The organism is Vibrio sp. MED222, assembly GCF_000153005.1.
Classification (GTDB): Bacteria; Pseudomonadota; Gammaproteobacteria; order Enterobacterales; family Vibrionaceae; genus Vibrio; species Vibrio tasmaniensis_A.
This window is the reverse complement of sequence record NZ_CH902607.1, coordinates 616,342-637,781: the sequence shown is the minus strand read 5'-3', so window position 1 is coordinate 637,781 and position 21,440 is coordinate 616,342. Positions and strand designations below refer to the sequence as shown.

The window sequence follows — 21,440 nt, the reverse complement described above, 5'->3', positions numbered from 1 at the left end:
GTTTTATCAAAGGAAACAATAATGAAAACAACGTCACTGTCTCTGACTTTACTAGCACTTAGCTTATCCGCAAATGCGTTCGCCGACCCTTTAGTGATTGCGCATCGCGGTGCTTCTGGTTATTTACCCGAGCATACATTACCGGCTAAAGCACTTGCTTATGCAATGAAACCAGACTATATCGAACAAGATGTCGTGATGACAAAAGACGACCAATTGGTGGTTTTACATGATCACTATCTAGATCGCGTCACCGATGTCGCGGATCGTTTTCCAACACGCGCTCGTGCAGATGGCCGTTACTATGCGATTGATTTTACGCTTGCCGAGATCAAATCATTAAAAGTGACTGAAGGCTTTAACCTAGATGACCAAGGTAATCGAGTGGCTGGGTTCCCAGCACGCTTCCCAATGTGGCAGTCTGATTTTCGTGTTGCCACATTTGCAGAAGAAATTGAATTGATCCAAGGTCTAAACAAGACGCTCGGTTATGACGTGGGTATCTATCCAGAGATTAAAGCACCTTGGTTCCATCGTCACGAAGGCAAAGATATCTCTAAAGCTGTGCTTGCCACCTTGCAACAATATGGGTATCTATCGAAAGACGACAAGGTGTATTTGCAGTGTTTCGACGCCAATGAATTGCAACGCATTAATGATGAGTTAATGCCAGCTATGGAAATGGATCTCAAGCTCGTTCAGTTGATGGCTTACACAGACTGGAACGAAACCATGACGTACCAAGGTGAAAAAGCAACGCCGTACAGTTATGACTGGATGTTTGAGAAGGGCGGAATGGCAAAAGTCGCTAGCTATGCTGATGGCATTGGCCCTTGGAAACCTATGCTGGTGGACGATGCATCGACCAAAGATAACATCATTATTAAACCATTGATGAAGTCAGCAAAAGACGCGGGGTTAGACGTTCACCCGTACACGTTCCGTGCTGACCCTGGGAGAATCCCAGCTTATGCCGATAATTTTGATGGCATGTTGGATGTTTTTTACAATCAAGTAAAAGTCGATGGTGTGTTTACCGACTTCCCGGATAAAGCGGTCGACTTCTTAAAACGTTAATTTCCTGCTCAGTTACGAGGTTCTAGTAACGAGATACGAAGAGCTAAAAGCACAGCCTAAAGGCGCTTTTAGCTCTTTTTTACTTTTTGGCTCTTCTTGTACTGGCCTCGAAATCCTACCCATATTCTTCTTTCTCAGCCCACATTTTGATATTCACTCGGTTTACAGCAATAACCTGACTTGATAGGTTACTCCCAATGCAGCCAGATGCTTAATCTATAAGTATTTATCGGCTCAACCTAATATTGAATTTAGAAAGATCATGGAAGAAAGAAGCAAAGCTTATCTTGATAACTACCTCAACACATTGCCAGCAGACATTGCCTCGCAATACACCTCCTTTAGTGCTGATTATTACTGCGCCGACGAGTACAACGCCAACCTCTGCGCGCAGTTGATTTTAAAAGGTGAAAAACAAGCGTCCTGCGGCCTTGAACACTGGTATACCCATGAAGGCGAGACGAGACCCATCGTTGGTCACTTGCAAGTCGTCACCGATTGGGATGGTAAGCCCGTCTGTATTGTTGAGATCACGTCGGTGTCGTCGTGCAAATACAACGAAGTGAGTGCGGAGTTTGCTGCTGCAGAAGGCGAGGGTGACAAAACACTAGAATGGTGGAGAAAAGCGCACTGGAACTTCTTCTCTCGTGAATGTGAAGAGCTCAAGATCTCACCAAGTGAAGACATGTTACTTATGTTGGAGCGTTTCAAAGTGGTTTATCAACAGTGAAGCCCCAGTGAGTGCCGTGTTGAATCTCGAGACATGGCACTTTGATCTTCATTTGACCAATACAAGATAACTAACAATCACAAGGAGAGTGATGTGAAAATAGCAATATTGGATGACTATCAGAACGTCGTTAAAGACCTCGATTGCTTCAACAAACTCGAACAACACGATGTGACTGTATTTACCGAGACTTACTCAGAGCAAGAGCTCGTCGCTAAGTTGGTCCCGTTTGAAGCCATTGTGCTCATTCGTGAAAGAACCGAGATCACCGAATCTTTGTTATCGCAGCTCCCAAACATCAAGCTGATTAGCCAGACGGGCAAAGTGAGTAACCATATCGACCCGCAAATGTGTGAACGATTTGGTGTTACCGTGTTAGAAGGCCGAGGCTCGCCAGTCGCCCCCTCTGAATTATGCTGGGCGTTGATTATGGCTGCATCGCGCCACATTCCTACTTACGCGTCAAACCTTAAGCAAAACCAGTGGCAAGATTCTGGCTCACTAGGGTTAGGTCGAACTTTAAAGGGCTTGAAGCTTGGTATTTGGGGCTATGGCAAAATCGGCAAATGCATCGCACAATATGCGCAAGTATTTGGGATGTCTGTCGTAGTGTGGGGTAGCCAAGCTTCACGCGATCAAGCGCAAGCAGATGGTTTTGAAGCAGCAACAACCAAACAAGACTTCTTCCGAGAAGTTGATGTGCTTTCTTTGCATTTGCGTTTGAATGATGTGACCAGAGGATGTGTTACGGCACACGACCTCAGCTTGATGAAGCCGAACTCACTGCTTGTGAACATCAGCCGCGCGGAGTTAGTCGAACCGATGGCTCTGTATCATGAACTACGCGAGGTACCGACCAAAACAGCCGCTATTGATGTGTTCGATTGTGAGCCAGTAACTACAGACTCCGAACCGCTACTGTCCTTAACAAACGTCACAGCGACTCCACATTTGGGCTATGTTGAACAAAATAGCTACGAACTCTACTTCGATATCGCTTTCGACAACATTCTGTCCTATCAAAGAGATGGCATGTAGCGATAGAATCTGTCCAAAGCAATAAAAAGGTAGAGAAGCATGAGCTTAACAATCAGAGAAGTAACAGTAGAAGATGCACAAGGCATTATTGATGTCTTGAATCCAATCATTATCGAAGCGCGTTATACGATCTTGGATCAGACTTTTACTGTTGATGAAGAAAAGGCATTCATTGAGTCGTTCCCTGAGCGTGGTGTGTTTAGCGTTGCAGTTAACGAAGCTACGAGTCAGTTACTTGGCTTCCAGAATGTCGAACCATTTGCTACTTATACTAAAGCCTTTGACCATGTTGGTATCATTGGAACCTATGTTGATGCCAATAGCCGTGGGCAGGGCGTCGCCAAGCAGTTGTTTGATTACACATTCAAATCAGCGAAAGCCAAAGGTTATGAAAAGCTGTTCGCCTATGTAAGAGCAGACAACGAGCGCGCGTTAGCGGTATACTTTAAGCAAGGTTTTGAAATCGTCGGAACGGCTAAGAAACACGGTAAGATTGGTGACCAATACTTTGACGAGATCCTGATCGAGAAGTTTTTATAGGCTCGCTTAAACATTAGATAATTCATCGTATGCAGGAGGCAAGATGACAAAGCTAATCGAATTAACAGAAATAGTCTTATTCGACTGGGGCAATACGCTGATGGTCGATTTCCCAGACGCACAAGGGAAGATGTGCGACTGGGAAACCGTACAAGAAGTGAGTGGTGCTCATGCATTACTGGCTGAACTCTCCAAAAATCATCAAGTCTACGTTGCCACCAATGCTGGTGATTCCAGTAAAGACGACATCATTCGTGCCTTTGAGCGCGTTGGCCTGTCTCAATCTATCTTGGGTTACTTTTGTAAGGCGAGCATTGGCTTTTCTAAGTTCGAGTCGGGGTTCTATCCTGCCATTATTTCTAAGCTCGGTGTTGTACCACAAGACATCACCATGGTTGGCGACACTCTAGAGAAAGACATTTACCCAGCACTTGAAGCGGGTTTGAAAGCGGTGTGGTTGAACACGGAAGGAGTTGAACTTAAGTCACAGCATCCACGTATCGTGCAAGTTCAAAGCCTAAGTGGACTGTTGGAGAAGCGCCATGGGTGAACATTCAGAGATCTGGCGTCAGTATTACCAAAAAGCACTAAGCAAACCTCATTTAAAGAGAACTGAATTCGCAATCAAACTGAATGAGTCAGGCTTAAATGTTGCGATTGATTGTGGTTGTGGAACAGGCAGTGACATCGCCTTTTTGGAGCAGCAAGCTTATCAAGTCTATGGTTTTGATATTAATCCTGATTCCATTGCTATATGTCGAGACAGATTTGGTCGCAAGCCTTTGGTCGATATATCTGAATGTGGATTTGAAAATTATGATTACCCGAAATCTGGCGTAGTGATTGCCAATTCGAGTCTGTTTTTTTCCGACCCCACCCGTTTTGATGAAATTTGGCAAAGGATTGAAAACAGCCTTGAAGTAGGCGGCGTGTTTGCTGGTGATTTCATGGGCGTGGATGACAGTTGGGCACATGGCTATCGAACCCCAACAACCCCATTAACGAAAGCCAAAGTCTTAAGTTTATTTAAGAGTTTTGAGGTAGTACGATTCAATGAACGGGACGAACAAGCACTCACCTCATTAGGTAGGATGAAACATTGGCACACTTACTCGGTCGTTGCGATTAAGCGTCGTTAAATGGTCAGTAACTAAAACTCGTTTGGATGCCTGTCCGTTTTGACGCAAGCCTCTCATCTCTTTGCTGTTTAATCTTCTAAGCTAATTTTAGTTTCCACTATGAGGGCTAGGTTATGAGTATCGAACGTCACGGAATATCGGTTGGAATTGAACGTGTTAGCGGTGCAACCATCGTTGTGTTTAAAGCGAAAGGCAAACTCACACACGATGACTATCAAGCAATGATGCCAATTTTAAATACCACGCTAGAAGAACTCGATTCATCTAAACTCAAGATGCTGGTCGACATCTCTACCTTAACGGGTTGGGAGTTGCGTGCTGCTTGGGATGATTTCAAACTGGGATTAGAGCTCAATTCGAAGATAGACAAAATCGCGATTTATGGTGACAAAAGCTGGCAAGAGTTTGCTTCAAAAGTCGGAAGCTGGTTTGTGTCTGGCGAGATCAAGTCATTCGAAGACCACGACTCTGCACTTACGTGGCTAGTCGATTGATTCCATGCACGGACAGCTCGAGAGCAATCCGTAAACAACGCTAATGACAGTTGATGAGCATTGTCTCGAACGCTGTCATTTTTCGTTTTGGTTATGATATTTCCTAATCGATTCAATAGAGTATATTCATTCCAGCGTGTAACATAGGTAGGCTTTGTTTGGTCGAGACTAGTAGCGCGGCCAGATTCAGTAATAACGAGAACTAAAACAGAAATAAGGTCTAACGACATGCATAAGGTAATTGATAAGCTGGCTTGGATATTCATCAAAGACGGCAAGCTGTTGATGGTGAGATCCAAAGGCAAAGAACTGTTCTACCTGCCGGGTGGTAAGCGTGAAGCTGGCGAAAGTGATGAGCAAGCACTGGTTCGCGAAATCAGAGAAGAGATCTCAGTTGATTTGGTGCGTGATTCCATCATATACGTCGAGACGTTTACAGGCCAAGCTGATGGCAAAGCGGAAGGCGTATCAGTGCAATTGACTTGTTATCTTGCTGATTATACTGGCGAACTGTCTCCAGATGCCGAAATCGAAGAACTTAAGTTTGTTGATGGCAACGACAGAGCGGTATGTTCGTTGGCAGCACTGGTTGCGCTTGATTGGTTAGAAGCGAACCAGTATTTGGCTTAAGGTTTTAGCTGCTATTAGCGAATGCTGAAGATTGATCTTCAAAAGATCATCGCTTACGAATAGCTTGAAGGGCGGCTGTCTTTCATCAACAGGTCGAGTTTCCTTTGAGCTTTCTTCGTGTCTTGTAAATCCACCACCTCAATCATTTCACACTCATCTCGTACCATCTCATTAATCAGGCTTGGATAGTGTCGGCAATCTTCTGGTCGGTCTAAGTAAATGCTGCATGTGTACTTGGCTTGAGGCTTGGTATCTTTCGTCGGAACCAGCTCCAGAAAAGGGCAGCGAGTTAAACGTTCACCAGATTCAGGGTCGAACCAGATCTCGCTTCCTCGAACATATTCAAAGATGTCTGGGTTGAACAACTCCCACAAATCGATCTCTTCTTGAGTCGCGGCAAGGTCGCCATCTCCGTATTTGATACAGCATTTTCCGCATTGATTACAATCTTTCATTATCGACTTCATAAGTTGGTGAGCTTTTATCATTTTACCACTGATAGGCGTGGCACGTTGACTTTGTTGTTCATGGTTAAGCCGTTACGGGGCGAGAACATGGAATGACGGCGCTTAAAATCAATTTATCTATGCACCACCACTCCAATCAAAGCTGTAAACAGTGATACAATTTGCGCATCTCACGTTATTCAAGCAAAGGCATCAAAATGAGAACCGTATACACCACCGAAGGCAACATTAACGCAAAGAAACAAAAAGAGGCTTACCCAAAGCTCGCTTTATGTGACAAGTGCGTTCGAGACTATGTGGTGATTGCTCAAGGTGAACGAACTTACAAGCCTTGTGCTAAATGTGGTGCCGACGATTAATGCGCCTTGATAAATACCTATGTAAAAGCACTGACCTAACCAAGCCTGAAGCGATTGAACGCATCCATAATGGCGAGGTGAACGTAAACAGTGAAACAGTTACTGATGAGTCAGCTCAGGTTCATGAAAGCAACACCATCTTGTTAAATGGCACGCCGCTTAAGTTGCGTGAATTTCGTTACCTCCTAATGCACAAGCCTGCGGGTACTATCTGCTCTAATATCGATGAAGTTTATCCTTCATTGTTTAACTACATCGAGATAGACAAAGCATCAGAACTGCACATAGCAGGGCGCTTAGATGCCGACACTACAGGCTTAGTCTTGATTACCGATGATGGGCGCTGGTCATTCAATATTACGCTGCCAACCAAGTCATGTAAGAAGGTGTACCGCGTGACATTGTCACGAGGTATCAAAGACGATGTCGCTGATAAGTTCAAAGCGGGCATTCAATTGCAGGGCGAACAAAAACCGACGCGTCCGGCAGAGCTCGAGGTGATTACCAGTAAACAAGTGCTGTTGACCATTACAGAAGGCAAGTTTCATCAAGTAAAACGAATGTTTGCTGCGGTCGGGAATCGAGTTGTTGGCCTACACCGTGAACAGATTGGTGACGTTCGTTTGGATGTTGAAGCAGGCCAGTGGCGTTATCTAACTAAAGCCGAAGTTGACTCATTTCAGCAAGACTCTGAATAAGAGCTCTGAATAAACGCCGTAACCACTTAAAGCGTTAAGCGTGTCAGCACCAGAACATCAATACTATAAGGATATAGGATGGAAAACCTAAAAGTCTCAGAAATTAAGTCTTTCGTACCCGCGAAAGACTTCGATTTATCCAAGCGTTTTTACCAGTCAATCGGCTTCGAGCTGATGTCTGAATTTCACGATATCGCCTATCTACGACACGGCGGTTGTGCGTTCCTTCTGCAAAACTTTTATGAACCTGCGCACTGTCACAATTACATGATGCACTTGCTGGTTGAAGACGTAAAAAGTTGGTATCAACACATCCAAAACTCTAATGTAGTGTCGGAATTTGAAGTTACGGTTTCCGAGGTTGTTGAGCAACCTTGGGGAATGCTTGAGTTTTGTATCACTGACCCAAGTGGTGTGCTGTGGCGTGTGGCTGAAAACATCAGGCCGCGTTAATTCATCCAACTTGCATTGATAGTATGTCTAGGTTCACGGTGCTTTTCTGTCCTATTTGCTAGAGTGACAATTTAATGAGCATGGAGGTTTTGTAATGGGAACTGTAATCGGTTTGGTGATTCTAGCTGCTATAGATTTGTATCTTGTTCGTAAAACAGGGCTTCATATTCATAAATGGATCTCTAAAAAGTATGCCGCGTATCTGTCGGATAAGGGAAACAAAAAATAGCCTTTTCTTATTAAGTCATCGGTATAAAAAACGTTATCTGCTATTCATTTTACACACATTGCAAAGATTGGAGGATTCATGAAAGGTAAAGGAAAGTGCCTATGTGGCTCGGTTGAGTTGGAAGTAGAGTACGCCAGTAATGAATTGGGGGCTTGTCATTGTAGTATGTGTAGAAATTGGTCTGGCGGTCCGATGTTAGTCATTGATTGCGCTGACTCAGTTAAAATATCAGGTGAATCAAATGTAGTGAGATATAAGTCATCCGAGTGGGCTGAGAGAGGGTTCTGCGGTAAATGTGGTACTCACTTGTTTTACTTTTTGGTGCCGAATAATCAGTATCACCTTCCTGTCGGTTTATTGATGTCTGGGGATGACTACAAGTTAACTCATCAGATATTCATCGATGAAAAGCCCGAATACTACGAATTTAAAAATGAAACACAAAATATGACTGGTGCAGAAGTATTTGCCCACTTTGAAAGTGGAGAGTAGCACTTAGTTTTTGTTGGCTTAAGACTAATTCCTAACACTCGGTATTTTCAGTTGCGTCGAGTTTTGTGTTTGCAGTGTAATGGTTTCGGTTAGGTGTTGCTCACGCTTAACGTCCCAGCATCAACCCCCAATTTGAAGTGACTCGAAACTCGATTGTGTGAACTGCTAATAGTTGAATGGTTACTCTAAAGTACACTGAGTTTTCTAACGGCTCTTAGGGGGGCAGAAATGACAGATATGGCAATATCAAGCTACCTTGGCTGGTTGTTACTTCTTATAGGTTGTTATCCTTTCTGCCTTGTTGGTGTCAGTATGTTTTTCTATGATGCAGAGCGTAAACAAGCATTAAGGTGGTTGAACGGCGTTAGTTTTCTATTGGCTGTATTCCTTCTTTATATGCATATGCAAACAGAAGTTATCTATGGTCGGGAACTGCTCGAAGCCTGGTATCGTGATAACCCAGGAGATAGCCCTCAATAGAAAGCACATAACAAGCGCTTATTATCTATATCAGCATGATGCTAAACGATTGGCATTTCCAGTTCGAATCAACTTTAGTGTTTTCGGTACAATGGTTGAGGTTAGGTGGTTGCTATGTCAGCCACTTAAAGCGGCGATAACTCGTCTATCCAATTATGCTTATCTGAGTGAACCATGTTCTCTTATAAGTATAGCTCACCATTTTTGGCATCAACTACGTACGGTTTTTGACTGGTAAAAAGAGTTACTTAATGTTGGTAATTACTTAGGTTACTATTTAGCAAAGTATTGATTTGGTATACAAAATTTTTGGACGAAGGTTATGAGAAAAATGATATTAAACATTGTCTTACTATCGGTGTTTGTTGCGTCTTTATTTCTAACAATTTCATCAGCAATAGACATTTCAAAAGAAGTGACAGTAAAGCTCCATGAGTTTGATTGGAGTGGTGTCTCCGGTGTAATGGACATGGTCATGGTTATTTTAACTTTCGTCTTACTGGTTGGACTGAAACAAGGTTCGAAATCTATAGAGGAATCGACCCGAAGTCGTAACGCCGAATTGTTGAATTGGGCGATGGAAGAGATGTCAGCATTAAAACCTGCGATTAGGTTGGTGACAGACGCTCACAAAAGAGAGCCTTATAGTCAGGTAACTAGTGACGTTAGTGTGGATTATGTATCGACATGGAGCAAAGAAGAATTACAAGCAGCTCAAGCTGTAAGTGTCGCGTTGCAGAGAATGGGGTACTTTGCTACTCATGATTTGGTATCAAAAAAGCATTTTCTGAATCTTTGGGGGCCTTTATATCTATCATGTTGGTACTCACTCGAAGGTTGGGTTAAACATAAGCGACTTCAACTTGATGAACCTTTTGATATCGCTGATGGTGCATACTCGAGGCTGTACTTTGAAAAATACGCCATGTACTGTGAAGAAAAGTTACCGCCTTTGTTATTGAATAATACAAGAAAGCAGTTTGGCTTAGAGCCAATGGTTCAACCCAAAGCCCACATTAAGTTGGGCATAAAATTGAAAGCAAGGCTCACAGAAAAGGTTGATATCTAACTACTCACCACACAATATTTTTCGGAATCAAAGGGGCTTGTTAGCTTGATCAACACATAAATGCTAAGAGTGTATTGGCTGATCGTATATTGAAGAATGTTTCTTCAAAGGGAGATGCATGTCATTGGTTATGTGTAATGGAGAGAATAAGGGAATAACGAAAGTATTAATTGCGGGGGCTAGTGGATACATTGGTCGTCACGTTACATCGCTATTCACAAAAAGTGGCTTTGAAGTTTTTACATACGGTAGAGACAAAGTCGTCACACCTCCTATAGTTGGGTTAATAGAAGATAGAGCTGACTTTGAAGGCTTCTTTGACGTGGTTGTGAATTGTGCGCGTCCACATTGGTCACAATTCTCCGCACATGAAATAGCCGATGTGGAGCAGAAATTGCTCTCTGAGTTAGACCTACTTGCCGCTAAAGGCGCAACAAAGATACATACATCAGGTGTTTGGCTTTTTGGCAACGCATCTAGCGCTGATTTGAGACAGTTTAGACTGAAACCCTTAGACGCCGTTAGATTAGACGTAGAAACGATACATAGCGCTATTAGAAACAGGTGGCACGTCGTCTACTGTCCTAGTTTGGTTTATGGCGGTGAGGATTGTCAGCTAAAACGAATTGTAGAATCTTTCGCTAGCCAAACGATTCAAGTAGGTGTGCCGTCTATAGGCTATAACCAATATGTTCATGTCTACGACATTGCGAAGTTCTATCTACTTTTGGCGCAAGGCCGAACCTTAGAAAAGCAGCATTTTATTGCTGAGACGCAAGGCTATAGTCCTGCAGAGTTCGCTCGACTCTTACTAGCTGCAAAAGCTGTAACAAAAGTAAGAAAGATCCGTTGGGAAGAGTTTGAGTCAGAAAATGGCTCTATGGCCGTTGGTATTGAACAACTGAATCTAAAATTACCAATTAGTTCTTCGTTTGAGGCTACTGAGTCAATTAGTGAATATATTGAAAATTACATATAGTTGAGTGCTTATTTCTAATTACCAACCCTAGTTACTTTTAGTTGAGTTTAGTCTCTCCGGCGTCTGTACTTAAGTTAATCGGTAGCGTCACAATAATTTCCTTTCGTAACAGATATGAAGCTACCGAGTCGCAGGAATAGATCTTTTTGTAGAGCTGAGTCCGAGGTCAACGTTATCTTTGAGTTAGCTCTATATCATTGAATGACAAGCGTGCGTCACACCTTTGTTTGGCGTGAGGATTAGTTCAAACATGGAGTGAAAATATGAAGTCAGACTTTTCAAAACTTGCGACAACCGATTACGGAAACATACTGAGTAACGACCACTTTATTAATTTTAGTATTGGTCCTCTTTGGCAGGGAATGCCACGAATTTGTGGAGAAGCGTTTACTGTCCAGTTAACGTCTGGTGATAATTTAATGCTTCATTCAGCCATATACGAAGCACCTGAAGGTTCCATCATTGTAGTGGATGGAGTTGATAGCGAATATGCAGTAGCTGGTGGTAATGTATGCGCAGTCGCGAAGAGTCGAGGTATCAAAGGCTTTATTATTGATGGTGTCATTCGAGATTTGACTGAAATTTCAGATATGAAGTTTCCAGTTTTTGCGAAAGGTGTTCATCCAGTACCGGGAAAGAAAGAGATCTATTCTGAATTGGGCGCTCCGATCACTTGCGGGGGAGCAAAGGTCTCTACGGGAGATATCATTGTTGCTGATGCAGAGGGTATTGTCGTTATTCCTAAATCAAAGAAAGACGAAGTGTTTTTAATGGCTTCAAAGAAAGCAAGTGACGAAGCTTCATTAACACTCGCTGAGTGGGAAACGAGTCATAGGGCTAAAATAGCGCAAGCAATAACGTCTGCGAAACAAAACTTAAGTAGTGCTACAAGTTGATTTGTAACGCGTGGCATTTTCATCAATTAACAGGCGTTAGGCGACAACGAATAAATTCATCCATGGAGAAGAGAGTGATCGTACGGACTGCGACGAAAGAAGACTCAAGTGTCTTGTTAGAGTTTATTGAACAAAAAGCTGACTTTGACCGGAGTATGAAAGGGTTTAGTGGCGAAATCTCGACAACTATAGAGAAAATCGAACGCACATTATTTGGTGATTACGCATTTGCCCATTCATTAATATTGGAACGGAATTGTGAGCATTTTGGCTTCGCACTGTATCACTATCGATATTCATCCTTCAGTGGAGAGTCATCAATCTGGCTTGACGACCTATTGGTTACAGGAAATCAAAGATCAAAAGGGTATGGCCGTGAACTTATGTTGGCTTTAAAGTCACAAGCGGAGTCATCATATGCCTCTCACATCTCATGGACGGCAAGTCCACATAATAAGAAAGCGCATGATTTCTACAAAAGGTTGGGTGCAGAGGTTGAGCGAATGGATGGTCAAAGACCTTATTTCCGTTGGACAATGTCCGACTCGTGATCACATAAAAAGAGAACTATGAAAATAACGACGCTGGTTGATAACTCTCGACTGGATAATAGGAAAGATTTAGCCGTTGAGCGCGGACTATCACTGCATATTGAAACTGAATCGCTAAAGATCTTGTTCGATATGGGAAGTGGCGATACGTTTTGTCAAAACGCACCATTACTGGGTATTGATATCAAAGATGTAGACCTCGCTGTCATATCACACAGGCATCATGATCATTGTAGTGGCACCGCTGATTTTGTTGCTCATAACTCTAAAGGCAAAGTGTTTCTGAAAAATTGTGAACAGAAAAACTACCATTTTCGGGCTTTCGGTTTTAAAAGTGATGTCGGGATCAATCCGGACTTACTAGAAAACAGCAACGAGCGGTTAGTCTTCGTTAATCGTACGACTGAGATCGCTCCAAATGTCTTTGCTATCACAGATATTAGCGTGAAACACGAACAACCTAAGGGTAATAAATACCTTTATACACAGTCTAAGAATCGACGGGAGCGCGACTCATTTGATCATGAATTACTGTTAGTGGTTAAAGAGCCAGATGGTTTAGTTATATTCACGGGATGTGCGCATAGTGGCGTTCTTAATATGGTTGATACAGCGGTTACTCTGTTCCCAGGAGAGAGAATAAAAGCGGTTGTCGGGGGCTTCCATTTAGTGGGCTTACCATTGTTCAATAGTATTGGTGGCACAAAGCAAGACATTAGAGATCTTGGATTGACGTTGTCTCAATACCCCATTGATAAACTGTATACAGGGCACTGCACAGGCAAGAAAGCTTATGGCCTGTTGAAAGAAGTATTAGGTAAGCGTCTTGAGGCAATGCCGACAGGTCGATGTATTCATGTGTAACGTTGGTCAAACCTTAGATGTACGTTTGTCTTTTGGTAAGAATTAAGGAGTTTTAAGTGAGTCAGGAAGTAAGAGTAGGTGTCGCTGCGGTTATTCTACGTGAAGGACGAGTACTACTTGGAGAACGAATTGGTTCTCATGGGGCTCATACGTGGGCAACGCCTGGCGGACACCTTGAGTGGGGTGAAAGTATCGAAGAGTGTGCCAAACGCGAAACACTCGAAGAGACTGGCTTAGTTGTTAGTGCATTTGAGAAGCTGACTTTTACCAATGATATTTTTGAGAAAGAGAACAAGCACTACATAACGCTGTTTGTTGTTGCTTCTGACGCTAGCGGCGAACCAGAGATAACAGAACCTGATAAATGTAAGCAATGGAAATGGTTTAAGCTAGATGAGTTACCTGAGCCATTGTTTCTTCCTCTGACGAATCTGTTGAGCGATCCGGTCGTCCTTGGGAAGCTGGCGCAGTAAACGCGAATGATTGGAGGGCAAATCAATGAGAGCACCTTTTCAAGTTTTAGTCTTTCCCTACAAAACAGTCGACACCAAACCTCGGTTTTTAATCGTACGCAGAAGTGACAATAGTGTATGGCAGGCAATATCCGGTGGTGGCGAAAATGATGAATCAATTCTTGAAGCAGCAAAACGAGAGCTTTCTGAAGAAACTCAGTTAGCCGGTGATAACTGGCAGCAGCTTGATTCAATGTGCATGCTTCCAAAAGTCTTTTATGCAGGGAATCACAATTGGACTGAGCATCCATTCGTCATTCCTGAGCATTCCTTCTCAGTTAAAGTCACAGAAGATCCTGAACTATCAAGTGAACACACAGATTACCGTTGGTGCGACTACCAAGAAGCTATTGAACTTCTAACATATGACTCAAACAGAAACGCGCTTTGGGAGATTAACGAAAGGCTTTATAAAGCTAGCTAAAGTACACAGATTAATTAACTCTATATTAGAGTGGAAATCCTGATTAGATTCTTACTAATCTCTCGCTATTTAGTGAATAGGTAAATCATGACATTACGAGTAGTTCCTGAGCTTTATTGTTTCGATATTAATGTGAGCCAATCCTTCTTTGTCGATGTGTTGGGATTTGAAGTGAAATACGAGCGCCCAGATGAAGAGTTTGTTTATCTAACGCTTGATGGTGTTGATGTGATGCTTGAAGGGATTGCGGGCAAAAGTCGAAAATGGCTTTCAGGTGACCTGGAATTTCCTTTAGGGCGTGGCGTTAACTTTCAATGGGATGTTATCGATATCGAACCACTTTATCAGAGAGTTAACGAAAGCGCCGCTGATTCTATTTACTTAGCGTTAGAGTCGAAGTCTTATCAATGTGGGGGTTCGATCGCGACTCAGAAGCAGTTCATCGTTCAAACTCCTGACGGTTATCTCTTTAGGTTCTGCCAAGATATTCGTTAACACATAAGTATTATTAGCTACTCATTTATTACGAGAAACACGGCTAACTAAGTACCCTTATAAATAAGGAGAGTAGAGTGGTCAACATTCGGGAAATGGCAATTTCAGACTACGACTCAGTGATCGCGTTGTGGTGCCAGACAGAAGGCATGAGTATTCGCGATGCCGATTCGAAAGAAAGCATTGCGAGCTATTTAGATCGTAACCCTGGTCTGAGTTTTGTGGCTGAAAGTAACAACGAGATCATTGGCGCTGTGTTAGTAGGAACGGATGGACGTCGTGGGTATTTACAACATTTAGCTGTCTCGGCCAACTTTAGAGGACAAAAGTTAGGTTGTAAGCTTGTCGCAGAGGCGGTCAACGCACTTGCAGGGTTAGGCATCCCGAAGACCCACTTGTTTGTCTATAACGACAACATCAACGCTCAACAGTTTTACGAAAAATTGGGCTGGTTTCCTCGAGATGAAGTTCGAATGTACTCGTTTAATAGCTCGGATAATAGTAACGTTTAGCCTTAAAGGTTAGTGTTGGCTGAGCGTTAATTTGTAACAGGTTCGCGCGCATCTTCCCAATATCAAAACAATCCTTGGAGTATTTAGAAATGTTGTTTTTTAGTCTGTCTAAACCATTGATTCAAGGCTCCGAGTTATGTTCTGAGCTGCTCAATTTCTTAACCGAGCATAAGAGTGATTTCGAAGAAAAGTTAATCCCAGACCTGTCATACATCGATGATATGGCACACGTGGTGGACGGTATTAAAATCAAAGACGTTCTACACATCAATGCGAATCAATACCGCCTTCAATATTCGTTTGATTGGGAGCTGTTTCTAGGTTGTTCAGATAGGAACGAAACTGGTGTCGAGAATGGAAGCGTTCTATTCACACTTGAGGATGATAACGTTCTTAATATCAACTTCCCAAACTACGGTTCTCGAGACACTAGCGATGAGCTCTAGTCGGTTTTTCGTGCGTGTTATACAGAAGGAACAACAATGATAACTATTGAAAGGCTTCAAGAATCACATGTGGCGTTAGTTCAGGCCATCCAACTCGCCGATGAACAGGTTAAGTTCGCTGGTACAGCTGCAGAGTTTTTATTAGACGGCAGTGAAACGACGCACTTGCACGTGATTAAGTCTGATAACGAAGTTGTTGGTTTCTTTAAGCTGGATATCGCTTACGCAGAGCACTACGAATTCTGCCCTGAAGGAAGTATTGGCTTAAGAGCTTTTGTGCTTGATAAAAACCAGCAAGGTAAAGGTTTAGGAACGGGCACGGTCAAAGCTTTGTTTCCATATTTAAAAGCGAATTACTCAGCGTATGAGTTGATTTACTTAACCGTGAATTGCAAAAATCCCGCAGCATTCAACTGTTATAACAAAGGCGGCTTCGAAGATACCAATGAACAGTATTTAGGTGGCGCAGCAGGCCCGCAATTTATCATGCGCGGTCAAATCGCTTAGTTACATGAAACAGGTTAATTGTCGAACGACAAACGATCTAGGGAGGGATTATGTCAATTACATCAGGAATAGCTCTATTTGTTGCGATGTTACTATCTGCAGCCATACCGGGCCCCAGCGTTCTCGCAGTTCTGTCGAGGTCTCTAAGCTTTGGTTGGAAACAAGGCTTGTTAGTGGTGCTTGGCGTACTAATCGCGGATTACATTTTTATATTCTTAGCTTTGTCTGGTTTATCGGCTTTAGCTAGCGCAATGGGTGAATTTGCTACGGTAATTAAATATGTAGGCGTTGCCTATTTGTTTTGGTTGGCTTACACAACATGGACGTCAGATGTTAGTGAATCATCGAGTACATCTTCGGAGCAAGGAATGAAAGCTTCAAGCGTGATTATCGGGTTATTGATGACAGTTTCAAACCCAAAGGCGATTTTGTTTTACATGGGTTTCTTTCCCGCATTCATAGACCTAAAAACATTTACCACAACAGATGTGATGATGATTTTGGTGATTTCAACTGTAGCTGTAGGTGGAGTATTGAGTCTCTATGCTTGCACTGCCTCTAAAGCTCGTTTTGTATTTCAAGGGCGCTCAGCAAAGATGCTATTGAACAGGTTATCAGGTGGCTTTTTGGCGACTTGCGGTGCTTTGTTAGCAACTAAAACATGAGTACTCTTAGGACTGTTTTAACCATAACACCAAACTAAGTGTTAACACCTAGTGTCTTTGCCTGCTTCATGGCATCATTCCACGCAGCTAAAACCCCAACAAGGTATGTTATGAAACAGAATATTGTCCACATTGCACTCGTGGTAAAAGACTACGATGAAGCGCTTGATTTTTATGTAAACAAGCTTAAGTTTGATCTCATCGAAGACACGTATTTACCAGAAGAAGATAAACGCTGGGTTGTTGTTGCTCCACCAAATTCAACCGGTGTGAGCCTGTTACTTGCTAGAGCTTCCAAGCCAGAGCAACACGATTTCATCGGTAACCAAGCTGGTGGACGCGTATTCCTATTCTTAAACACCGATGACTTCTGGCGTGATTACGAACGCATGACGTCTTTGGGCATTAACTTTGTCCGAGAGCCTAAAGAGCAAGGTTACGGTACCGTTGCTGTGTTTGAAGATCTTTACGGTAACTTGTGGGATCTGCTTCAGTTAAACCCTGAACACCCTATGGCTAACAGGTAAATAAGCTAAGGCTCATTCGTGTGTTGCTCAAGCTCAATTAAAGGAAGCTCATCGTGGAAGAAATCAAAGGCATTCTGCAATTCATGGTCGAGATTGAACAATTAAAGGATGTTCATCGACAGACAAAACCGGTTGGATTGGATCGATATGAAAACTCCGCTGAGCACAGTTGGCAGGTCTGTTTGAGCGCTCTTATGTTGAAAGACTATGCCAATGAACAAATCGATATTACGCGAGTGATGAAGATGTTACTGATACATGACCTTGGGGAAATCGATGCAGGAGACACCATCATTTATGCCAGTGAAACCGAAGAAAACAAACTCAAAGAGAGAAACTGTGTTGAGCGCTTGCTGAAATCATTGCCAAGCCATTTAAGAACCGAGTATTTGGATTTATGGCTTGAGTTCGAAGCGGGTGAGTCACCGGAAGCCAGATTTGGTAAGGCGATCGATAGAGTGCCACCTTTGCTTCATAACATCCATGGTGATGGTCACAGCTGGAAGAAGCACAACATATCCAAAGACAAAGTACTGACCTTTAATGGCGAGCGTATTTCTAAAGGCAGTCGTGCTCTATGGAAAGAACTAGAAGTGCAGCTTGAAGGTGCTGCGGACAAAGGGCTATTAAAGTAAAAGTTAGCTATCTTGCCAAGTAATGGCAAACAAGTTTTACCTAACAAAGTTTAAATTAAACCCGGGAATTCATAGTGTTACTTCAGAGTAGCAAGCCCATTGTTGAAGGAATAAGAACCACATGAAAACCACTGCTTTAGCTGTATTGTTACTTGGCGTTTCCGGTTGTGTATTTGCAACCGATAACAATATTGAAGCTATCGATTACCAAGTGTCGATCACTGTCGAGGATTCTGAATCAAAACTCAACTTCCCAACCTTTAAGTTCGACTCTTTCGGACAGGAAGTCTCATCTCAAACTGAAGAATGCGTTTATTCGGGTGTTCTTTCTAAGCATGAAGCTAACGCTATTCTACTGGAAGCCAAAATGTCATGCGATTATGAAAATGGAGAGTCTAGCGGACAGATGCCTGTTTTTATTCTTGATAAAGAGGGTGGGGAAGCAAGTATCGAGCTCGGAGAAGATGAAGCAAACCTGTGGAAATACACGGTTCTAATTAAAGCGCTTAACTAAATTTCAAACGATACACGGTTACTCTTTTTGTTCTGCGCAATGCCAATAAAAGTAGATACATGGCACATGGTATTATCTCGTGTCTCATTTCTTTCTAATAAAACTCTAAAGGACAACAATGAGTTCGAGAACCGAGTGATAAGTTGTTAGTATTCGTCAACTTTATAAATGCTAGATGGCTTATATAAATGCTTGATAATAAATATATTAAACACCCTTATCACTGTGAGCAGTGCAACGCACTTACCCCGCACCTTGCTGTTAACGCTTCCGATGCTCAATCTAAAGCGGAAGCGGAATCTGAAAAGAAACAATGGAAACTAGGCGTGTTGATGGAGTACCTGATGACGTTATTGTTTAAAGGTGACCATAATGTTCCCGGTTTTTATGTCGACAGTGATTACGAATACCAGTGTGAAAAGTGTGGGACTAAGTCGTGGCACTGATCATGTGTTTAGCTTTTGAAACAATTCCTATCTCAACTGCTGATAATAAGACGCATTAGAAAAGTGATCCTCTCTGCAAATTGAGAATGGAAACGTGTCTATACTGACATGGGTTACGTCGCTGATTTTAGAAGTGGCGCTACGAATGTAAGTTTGATTAGGTTAAATCTCAGAGGTGACGATGAAAAAATTACTACCACTATGCGCCATTTTACTCTCGGCATCATTTTCAGCTACGGCTTCTGATGGTTTGATTAAATATCAAAGTAATTACTCAGTGAAAGAGACCGCTGACCGCTTTGAAGAAATCGCCAAAAGCAAAGGATTGACCTTGTTTGCGAGAATCGACCATCAGAAAAACGCGAGTAAGGTCGATCTTGAATTGAGACCAACCGAAGTCATCATCTTTGGTAACCCGAAAGTAGGGACACCATTAATGCAATGTGCTCAAGAAGTCGCGATAGATTTACCGCAGAAGGTGTTAGTCACGGAAGATTCCAATAAGAAAGTATGGTTGTCTTACAACGATCCTAATTACTTGGTAGAGCGTCACGCGATCAATGGCTGTGACAAAGTGATTCAAAAAATATCGGGTGTACTAAGTAAGTTGTCAGAAGCGACAGTGGCTAAAGCGAAATAACCCAATAGTTCACCAGCATGTTGGTTGATTTATCATGGTTGAGCAAAAGCTATTTTTCTCTAAAAGCTAATGTTCTCTAAAAGCTAATATATTTCCAAATGCGCAACTCTGGACATAAAAAAAACGGGCAGATCGTAGTGATCTGCCCGTTTTAATCAATCATCTCAATCACACTATGAGTAGCATGAATCAGAAGTGCTTATGCACAACATTTCTTGTATTTCTTACCGCTACCGCAAGAACATGGATCGTTACGGTTAGGTGTTTTTTCGAACGTCATTGTTTTTGGCTTGTTTAGCAACGTGTCGAACTCAAGTGTGTTTTCTTCTTTCTCTGCATCCACAGATACAGTCACGAAGATTGAATGTTCAGCAGCGATTGCTTCAACTTCAGTTTTGCGAGCGTCAGTTTGAACTGTTACATTGACTGGTGACTCTTCAGTACCCACTTTAACATCGCGGTTTACATTGTAGCCAGCAAGAACGTGGTTCTGTCTTGTTTCGATACGGCCTTTGAAAAATAGTTTCGACATTGGGTACTCACAAAATTTGGGATGACGCTATTCCTATGCTAGGTAGCGTTATAGAGCGGGGGATTATACGCATATATTCCAATTGATAAAGCAGTGATGTGAGTAAAGATTGTTGGTTTTTGTTTGCTAGCAATTATTTGTTTTATTGCTTTGTTCTAATTAGACTAATTTTGAAACTCAAGACAATAAGATTTCCCTTAACAGGGCCTCAAGTGATAAATTGAAATCGTCAATTTAAACAACGAGATACCCCATGAAGTTAGATGCCATCCTGTGGGATTACGATGGAACCTTAGTCAACTCCGTTCCAAAGAATATCGCAATCACCAAAGACATTATCTCTTTAGTTGCGCCACACTTGTCAGGCGACAACTTACCTAAATATCTGCTGAGCGAAGCGCTTTATCGTGAAGCTAACCACGGTGCTAAAAACTGGCAAGCCTTATATGTCGACTATTACGGTTTATCACACGATGAAATGTTGATCGCTGGTGGAATGTGGGCAGAGCATCAAGAGAAAAACCAAACAGCCGTTGCCTTGTTTGAAGGAATGGAAATCGTGGTTAATCAGTTTGCGCATCTTCCACATGGGATCTGCTCTCAAAACTCTCAATTGAATATTCGTGGTGTACTCGACAGTTATGGCATCGGCGATTTGTTTAAATCGGTCGTGGGTTATGACGATGTCTCGAACGGCAACCAAAAACCCCATCCATTTGGTGGTGTGAAATGTGTCGAGAACATATTTGGCGCCGATCCGACTAATGAGCTTTGTTTGATGTACATCGGTGACCATGAAGCGGACACACAGTTTGCTCGCAATATTGAAGCCGCGCTGGGTAACAATGCAAAAGTGATTGCCGTAGCCGCAGGTTATAGCCGATCGGAGCCTGAAAATTGGCAAACCAAGCCGGACTACATTGCTAACAGTGTCGATGATCTTTCAATGATCATTGGCAAATACGTTTAATCAGTAACGCTTAGTCGCAAGTAGCTAATTTAAGGAATAATAATGAAACCGAAAGACGTGGTATTAGGTTTTTGGGATGCAATGCGCACCAACGATTTTGCAAAGGCAAGTGAATGGCTAGCCACAGATTTTGAAGGTTATTGGCCTCAGTCGTCTGAATTGACGGTAGGGCGCGACAACTTCACGGCAATCAATGTTGAATACCCCGCCAATGGTGTTTGGGAGTTCACGCTCAATTCAATTGTCTGTGAAGGTGATACGGTAGTAACGGACGTTTCGGTTACAGACAGTGTATTGAAAGACCGGGTGATCACCTTTCACACGGTCGTTGATGGTCTAATTCAAAAGCAAACTGAGTTTTGGCCAGACCCATTCGAAGCGCCGGCTTGGCGATCGCAGTGGGTTCAGGTTGTATCGAACAATTAGTTTG

At 42.6% G+C, this 21,440-nt stretch carries 34 protein-coding genes; 32 read left to right on the top strand and 2 right to left on the bottom strand.

Translation table 11 applies throughout. From position 1 onward, the window contains the following. The first annotated feature begins 21 nt into the window (after positions 1 to 21). From glpQ to MED222_RS12065, 8 genes are all read left to right on the top strand, one after another. Positions 22 to 1,077, top strand: coding sequence for a glycerophosphodiester phosphodiesterase (glpQ, locus tag MED222_RS12030; RefSeq protein WP_009846848.1), 1,056 nt, complete (start codon positions 22 to 24; stop codon positions 1,075 to 1,077). 262 nt (positions 1,078 to 1,339) lie between these two features. Beyond that, entirely contained in the window at positions 1,340 to 1,807 is a 468-nt protein-coding gene (locus tag MED222_RS12035; protein WP_009846847.1) for an ASCH domain-containing protein, read from the top strand. 93 nt (positions 1,808 to 1,900) lie between these two features. Next, positions 1,901 to 2,845 carry a D-2-hydroxyacid dehydrogenase family protein gene (locus MED222_RS12040; RefSeq protein ID WP_009846846.1) on the top strand — a complete coding sequence of 315 codons (945 nt, stop codon included), beginning with the start codon at positions 1,901 to 1,903 and terminating at the stop codon, positions 2,843 to 2,845. 39 nt (positions 2,846 to 2,884) lie between these two features. Next, complete coding sequence (locus MED222_RS12045; protein ID WP_009846845.1) at positions 2,885 to 3,385, top strand: GNAT family N-acetyltransferase; 501 nt, start codon at positions 2,885 to 2,887, stop codon at positions 3,383 to 3,385. 43 nt (positions 3,386 to 3,428) lie between these two features. Then, positions 3,429 to 3,935 (top strand): HAD family hydrolase, encoded by a 507-nt coding sequence (locus tag MED222_RS12050; RefSeq protein ID WP_009846844.1) that lies wholly within the window; start codon positions 3,429 to 3,431, stop codon positions 3,933 to 3,935. Further along, positions 3,928 to 4,524: a class I SAM-dependent methyltransferase gene (locus tag MED222_RS12055; protein WP_009846843.1), complete on the top strand. Its 597-nt coding sequence runs from the start codon at positions 3,928 to 3,930 to the stop codon at positions 4,522 to 4,524. Before MED222_RS12050 ends, MED222_RS12055 begins: the two co-directional genes overlap by 8 nt. Before the next feature lie 113 nt (positions 4,525 to 4,637). Continuing rightward, positions 4,638 to 5,018, top strand: a complete 381-nt coding sequence (locus tag MED222_RS12060; protein WP_009846842.1) for an STAS/SEC14 domain-containing protein — start codon at positions 4,638 to 4,640, stop codon at positions 5,016 to 5,018. A 228-nt stretch (positions 5,019 to 5,246) separates the two neighbouring features. Further along, positions 5,247 to 5,648, top strand: a complete 402-nt coding sequence (locus tag MED222_RS12065) for an NUDIX hydrolase (RefSeq protein WP_009846841.1) — start codon at positions 5,247 to 5,249, stop codon at positions 5,646 to 5,648. Between the two features lie 53 nt (positions 5,649 to 5,701). Here MED222_RS12065 and MED222_RS12070 read toward each other — a convergent pair whose 3' ends face one another. Further along, positions 5,702 to 6,103: a YkgJ family cysteine cluster protein gene (locus MED222_RS12070; RefSeq protein ID WP_009846840.1), complete on the bottom strand. Its 402-nt coding sequence runs from the start codon at positions 6,101 to 6,103 to the stop codon at positions 5,702 to 5,704. 209 nt (positions 6,104 to 6,312) lie between these two features. Here MED222_RS12070 and MED222_RS22490 point away from each other — a divergent pair, with 209 nt between their 5' ends. The 22 genes from MED222_RS22490 (at position 6,313) to MED222_RS12180 (ending at position 19,508) form a co-directional block, all read left to right on the top strand. Next, the gene (locus tag MED222_RS22490; RefSeq protein WP_009846839.1) at positions 6,313 to 6,474 is read left to right on the top strand and encodes a hypothetical protein; all 162 of its coding nucleotides are present in this window, start codon (positions 6,313 to 6,315) and stop codon (positions 6,472 to 6,474) included. Further along, positions 6,474 to 7,172, top strand: coding sequence for a pseudouridine synthase (locus tag MED222_RS12080; protein WP_009846838.1), 699 nt, complete (start codon positions 6,474 to 6,476; stop codon positions 7,170 to 7,172). Before MED222_RS22490 ends, MED222_RS12080 begins: the two co-directional genes overlap by 1 nt. Before the next feature lie 78 nt (positions 7,173 to 7,250). Then, a complete protein-coding gene (locus tag MED222_RS12085; protein WP_009846837.1) occupies positions 7,251 to 7,625 on the top strand; it encodes a VOC family protein in 375 nt (124 codons plus the stop codon). A gap of 307 nt (positions 7,626 to 7,932) precedes the next feature. Continuing rightward, the gene (locus MED222_RS12090; RefSeq protein ID WP_009846835.1) at positions 7,933 to 8,346 is read left to right on the top strand and encodes a GFA family protein; all 414 of its coding nucleotides are present in this window, start codon (positions 7,933 to 7,935) and stop codon (positions 8,344 to 8,346) included. A gap of 228 nt (positions 8,347 to 8,574) precedes the next feature. After that, complete coding sequence (locus MED222_RS12095; protein ID WP_009846834.1) at positions 8,575 to 8,826, top strand: hypothetical protein; 252 nt, start codon at positions 8,575 to 8,577, stop codon at positions 8,824 to 8,826. A gap of 322 nt (positions 8,827 to 9,148) precedes the next feature. Next, positions 9,149 to 9,895 carry a hypothetical protein gene (locus MED222_RS12100; RefSeq protein ID WP_050395126.1) on the top strand — a complete coding sequence of 249 codons (747 nt, stop codon included), beginning with the start codon at positions 9,149 to 9,151 and terminating at the stop codon, positions 9,893 to 9,895. Positions 9,896 to 10,013: 118 nt separating this feature from the next. Next, positions 10,014 to 10,874, top strand: a complete 861-nt coding sequence (locus MED222_RS12105; protein WP_009846832.1) for an NAD-dependent epimerase/dehydratase family protein — start codon at positions 10,014 to 10,016, stop codon at positions 10,872 to 10,874. 263 nt (positions 10,875 to 11,137) lie between these two features. Next, positions 11,138 to 11,770, top strand: a complete 633-nt coding sequence (locus MED222_RS12110) for an RraA family protein (protein WP_009846831.1) — start codon at positions 11,138 to 11,140, stop codon at positions 11,768 to 11,770. Between the two features lie 62 nt (positions 11,771 to 11,832). Next, a complete protein-coding gene (locus tag MED222_RS12115) occupies positions 11,833 to 12,321 on the top strand; it encodes a GNAT family N-acetyltransferase (RefSeq protein WP_009846830.1) in 489 nt (162 codons plus the stop codon). Between the two features lie 18 nt (positions 12,322 to 12,339). Continuing rightward, a complete protein-coding gene (locus tag MED222_RS12120) occupies positions 12,340 to 13,185 on the top strand; it encodes an MBL fold metallo-hydrolase (protein WP_009846829.1) in 846 nt (281 codons plus the stop codon). 56 nt (positions 13,186 to 13,241) lie between these two features. Beyond that, entirely contained in the window at positions 13,242 to 13,658 is a 417-nt protein-coding gene (locus MED222_RS12125; RefSeq protein WP_009846828.1) for a nucleotide triphosphate diphosphatase NUDT15, read from the top strand. Between the two features lie 25 nt (positions 13,659 to 13,683). After that, a complete protein-coding gene (locus tag MED222_RS12130) occupies positions 13,684 to 14,121 on the top strand; it encodes an NUDIX hydrolase (RefSeq protein WP_009846827.1) in 438 nt (145 codons plus the stop codon). Between the two features lie 87 nt (positions 14,122 to 14,208). Beyond that, entirely contained in the window at positions 14,209 to 14,616 is a 408-nt protein-coding gene (locus MED222_RS12135) for a bleomycin resistance protein (protein WP_009846826.1), read from the top strand. 77 nt (positions 14,617 to 14,693) lie between these two features. Beyond that, on the top strand, positions 14,694 to 15,128 hold the full coding sequence (locus tag MED222_RS12140) for a GNAT family N-acetyltransferase (RefSeq protein ID WP_017078753.1): 435 nt from the start codon (positions 14,694 to 14,696) through the stop codon (positions 15,126 to 15,128). Positions 15,129 to 15,217: 89 nt separating this feature from the next. Beyond that, entirely contained in the window at positions 15,218 to 15,574 is a 357-nt protein-coding gene (locus MED222_RS12145; protein ID WP_009846824.1) for a hypothetical protein, read from the top strand. A 36-nt stretch (positions 15,575 to 15,610) separates the two neighbouring features. Then, a complete protein-coding gene (locus MED222_RS12150; protein ID WP_009846823.1) occupies positions 15,611 to 16,081 on the top strand; it encodes a GNAT family N-acetyltransferase in 471 nt (156 codons plus the stop codon). 50 nt (positions 16,082 to 16,131) lie between these two features. Further along, positions 16,132 to 16,746, top strand: coding sequence for a LysE family translocator (locus tag MED222_RS12155; RefSeq protein ID WP_009846822.1), 615 nt, complete (start codon positions 16,132 to 16,134; stop codon positions 16,744 to 16,746). A gap of 110 nt (positions 16,747 to 16,856) precedes the next feature. Beyond that, positions 16,857 to 17,273: a VOC family protein gene (locus tag MED222_RS12160; protein WP_009846821.1), complete on the top strand. Its 417-nt coding sequence runs from the start codon at positions 16,857 to 16,859 to the stop codon at positions 17,271 to 17,273. A gap of 53 nt (positions 17,274 to 17,326) precedes the next feature. Next, positions 17,327 to 17,908: an HD domain-containing protein gene (locus tag MED222_RS12165; protein ID WP_009846820.1), complete on the top strand. Its 582-nt coding sequence runs from the start codon at positions 17,327 to 17,329 to the stop codon at positions 17,906 to 17,908. 121 nt (positions 17,909 to 18,029) lie between these two features. Beyond that, on the top strand, positions 18,030 to 18,422 hold the full coding sequence (locus MED222_RS12170; RefSeq protein WP_009846819.1) for a hypothetical protein: 393 nt from the start codon (positions 18,030 to 18,032) through the stop codon (positions 18,420 to 18,422). 188 nt (positions 18,423 to 18,610) lie between these two features. Continuing rightward, a complete protein-coding gene (locus MED222_RS12175; protein ID WP_009846818.1) occupies positions 18,611 to 18,868 on the top strand; it encodes a hypothetical protein in 258 nt (85 codons plus the stop codon). Positions 18,869 to 19,049: 181 nt separating this feature from the next. Continuing rightward, a complete protein-coding gene (locus MED222_RS12180; protein ID WP_009846817.1) occupies positions 19,050 to 19,508 on the top strand; it encodes a DUF302 domain-containing protein in 459 nt (152 codons plus the stop codon). 199 nt (positions 19,509 to 19,707) lie between these two features. On the opposite strand, the gene MED222_RS12185 is transcribed toward MED222_RS12180, so the two are convergent. Beyond that, positions 19,708 to 20,040, bottom strand: coding sequence for a PBPRA1643 family SWIM/SEC-C metal-binding motif protein (locus MED222_RS12185; RefSeq protein WP_009846816.1), 333 nt, complete (start codon positions 20,038 to 20,040; stop codon positions 19,708 to 19,710). 253 nt (positions 20,041 to 20,293) lie between these two features. Here MED222_RS12185 and MED222_RS12190 point away from each other — a divergent pair, with 253 nt between their 5' ends. After that, positions 20,294 to 21,010 (top strand): HAD family hydrolase, encoded by a 717-nt coding sequence (locus MED222_RS12190; RefSeq protein ID WP_009846815.1) that lies wholly within the window; start codon positions 20,294 to 20,296, stop codon positions 21,008 to 21,010. Between the two features lie 42 nt (positions 21,011 to 21,052). Beyond that, complete coding sequence (locus MED222_RS12195) at positions 21,053 to 21,436, top strand: nuclear transport factor 2 family protein (RefSeq protein ID WP_009846814.1); 384 nt, start codon at positions 21,053 to 21,055, stop codon at positions 21,434 to 21,436. Positions 21,437 to 21,440: the final 4 nt, after the last annotated feature.

Excerpts from the sequence above, each read along its gene's own strand:
- MED222_RS12060 (WP_009846842.1), top strand. The coding sequence starts at position 4,638 with ATGAGTATCGAACGTCACGGAATATCGGTTGGAATTGAACGTGTTAGC.
- glpQ (WP_009846848.1), top strand. The coding sequence starts at position 22 with ATGAAAACAACGTCACTGTCTCTGACTTTACTAGCACTTAGCTTATCC.
- MED222_RS12120 (WP_009846829.1), top strand. The coding sequence starts at position 12,340 with ATGAAAATAACGACGCTGGTTGATAACTCTCGACTGGATAATAGGAAA.
- MED222_RS12035 (WP_009846847.1), top strand. The coding sequence starts at position 1,340 with ATGGAAGAAAGAAGCAAAGCTTATCTTGATAACTACCTCAACACATTG.
- MED222_RS12085 (WP_009846837.1), top strand. The coding sequence starts at position 7,251 with ATGGAAAACCTAAAAGTCTCAGAAATTAAGTCTTTCGTACCCGCGAAA.
- MED222_RS12170 (WP_009846819.1), top strand. The coding sequence starts at position 18,030 with ATGAAAACCACTGCTTTAGCTGTATTGTTACTTGGCGTTTCCGGTTGT.
- MED222_RS12065 (WP_009846841.1), top strand. The coding sequence starts at position 5,247 with ATGCATAAGGTAATTGATAAGCTGGCTTGGATATTCATCAAAGACGGC.
- MED222_RS12055 (WP_009846843.1), top strand. The coding sequence starts at position 3,928 with ATGGGTGAACATTCAGAGATCTGGCGTCAGTATTACCAAAAAGCACTA.
- MED222_RS12090 (WP_009846835.1), top strand. The coding sequence starts at position 7,933 with ATGAAAGGTAAAGGAAAGTGCCTATGTGGCTCGGTTGAGTTGGAAGTA.
- MED222_RS12110 (WP_009846831.1), top strand. The coding sequence starts at position 11,138 with ATGAAGTCAGACTTTTCAAAACTTGCGACAACCGATTACGGAAACATA.
- MED222_RS12130 (WP_009846827.1), top strand. The coding sequence starts at position 13,684 with ATGAGAGCACCTTTTCAAGTTTTAGTCTTTCCCTACAAAACAGTCGAC.
- MED222_RS12185 (WP_009846816.1), bottom strand. The coding sequence starts at position 20,040 with ATGTCGAAACTATTTTTCAAAGGCCGTATCGAAACAAGACAGAACCAC.
- MED222_RS12160 (WP_009846821.1), top strand. The coding sequence starts at position 16,857 with ATGAAACAGAATATTGTCCACATTGCACTCGTGGTAAAAGACTACGAT.
- MED222_RS12115 (WP_009846830.1), top strand. The coding sequence starts at position 11,833 with ATGGAGAAGAGAGTGATCGTACGGACTGCGACGAAAGAAGACTCAAGT.
- MED222_RS12155 (WP_009846822.1), top strand. The coding sequence starts at position 16,132 with ATGTCAATTACATCAGGAATAGCTCTATTTGTTGCGATGTTACTATCT.
- MED222_RS22490 (WP_009846839.1), top strand. The coding sequence starts at position 6,313 with ATGAGAACCGTATACACCACCGAAGGCAACATTAACGCAAAGAAACAA.
- MED222_RS12175 (WP_009846818.1), top strand. The coding sequence starts at position 18,611 with ATGCTTGATAATAAATATATTAAACACCCTTATCACTGTGAGCAGTGC.
- MED222_RS12190 (WP_009846815.1), top strand. The coding sequence starts at position 20,294 with ATGAAGTTAGATGCCATCCTGTGGGATTACGATGGAACCTTAGTCAAC.
- MED222_RS12095 (WP_009846834.1), top strand. The coding sequence starts at position 8,575 with ATGACAGATATGGCAATATCAAGCTACCTTGGCTGGTTGTTACTTCTT.
- MED222_RS12050 (WP_009846844.1), top strand. The coding sequence starts at position 3,429 with ATGACAAAGCTAATCGAATTAACAGAAATAGTCTTATTCGACTGGGGC.
- MED222_RS12105 (WP_009846832.1), top strand. The coding sequence starts at position 10,014 with ATGTCATTGGTTATGTGTAATGGAGAGAATAAGGGAATAACGAAAGTA.
- MED222_RS12135 (WP_009846826.1), top strand. The coding sequence starts at position 14,209 with ATGACATTACGAGTAGTTCCTGAGCTTTATTGTTTCGATATTAATGTG.
- MED222_RS12070 (WP_009846840.1), bottom strand. The coding sequence starts at position 6,103 with ATGAAAGATTGTAATCAATGCGGAAAATGCTGTATCAAATACGGAGAT.
- MED222_RS12195 (WP_009846814.1), top strand. The coding sequence starts at position 21,053 with ATGAAACCGAAAGACGTGGTATTAGGTTTTTGGGATGCAATGCGCACC.
- MED222_RS12150 (WP_009846823.1), top strand. The coding sequence starts at position 15,611 with ATGATAACTATTGAAAGGCTTCAAGAATCACATGTGGCGTTAGTTCAG.
- MED222_RS12080 (WP_009846838.1), top strand. The coding sequence starts at position 6,474 with ATGCGCCTTGATAAATACCTATGTAAAAGCACTGACCTAACCAAGCCT.
- MED222_RS12100 (WP_050395126.1), top strand. The coding sequence starts at position 9,149 with ATGAGAAAAATGATATTAAACATTGTCTTACTATCGGTGTTTGTTGCG.
- MED222_RS12145 (WP_009846824.1), top strand. The coding sequence starts at position 15,218 with ATGTTGTTTTTTAGTCTGTCTAAACCATTGATTCAAGGCTCCGAGTTA.
- MED222_RS12045 (WP_009846845.1), top strand. The coding sequence starts at position 2,885 with ATGAGCTTAACAATCAGAGAAGTAACAGTAGAAGATGCACAAGGCATT.
- MED222_RS12180 (WP_009846817.1), top strand. The coding sequence starts at position 19,050 with ATGAAAAAATTACTACCACTATGCGCCATTTTACTCTCGGCATCATTT.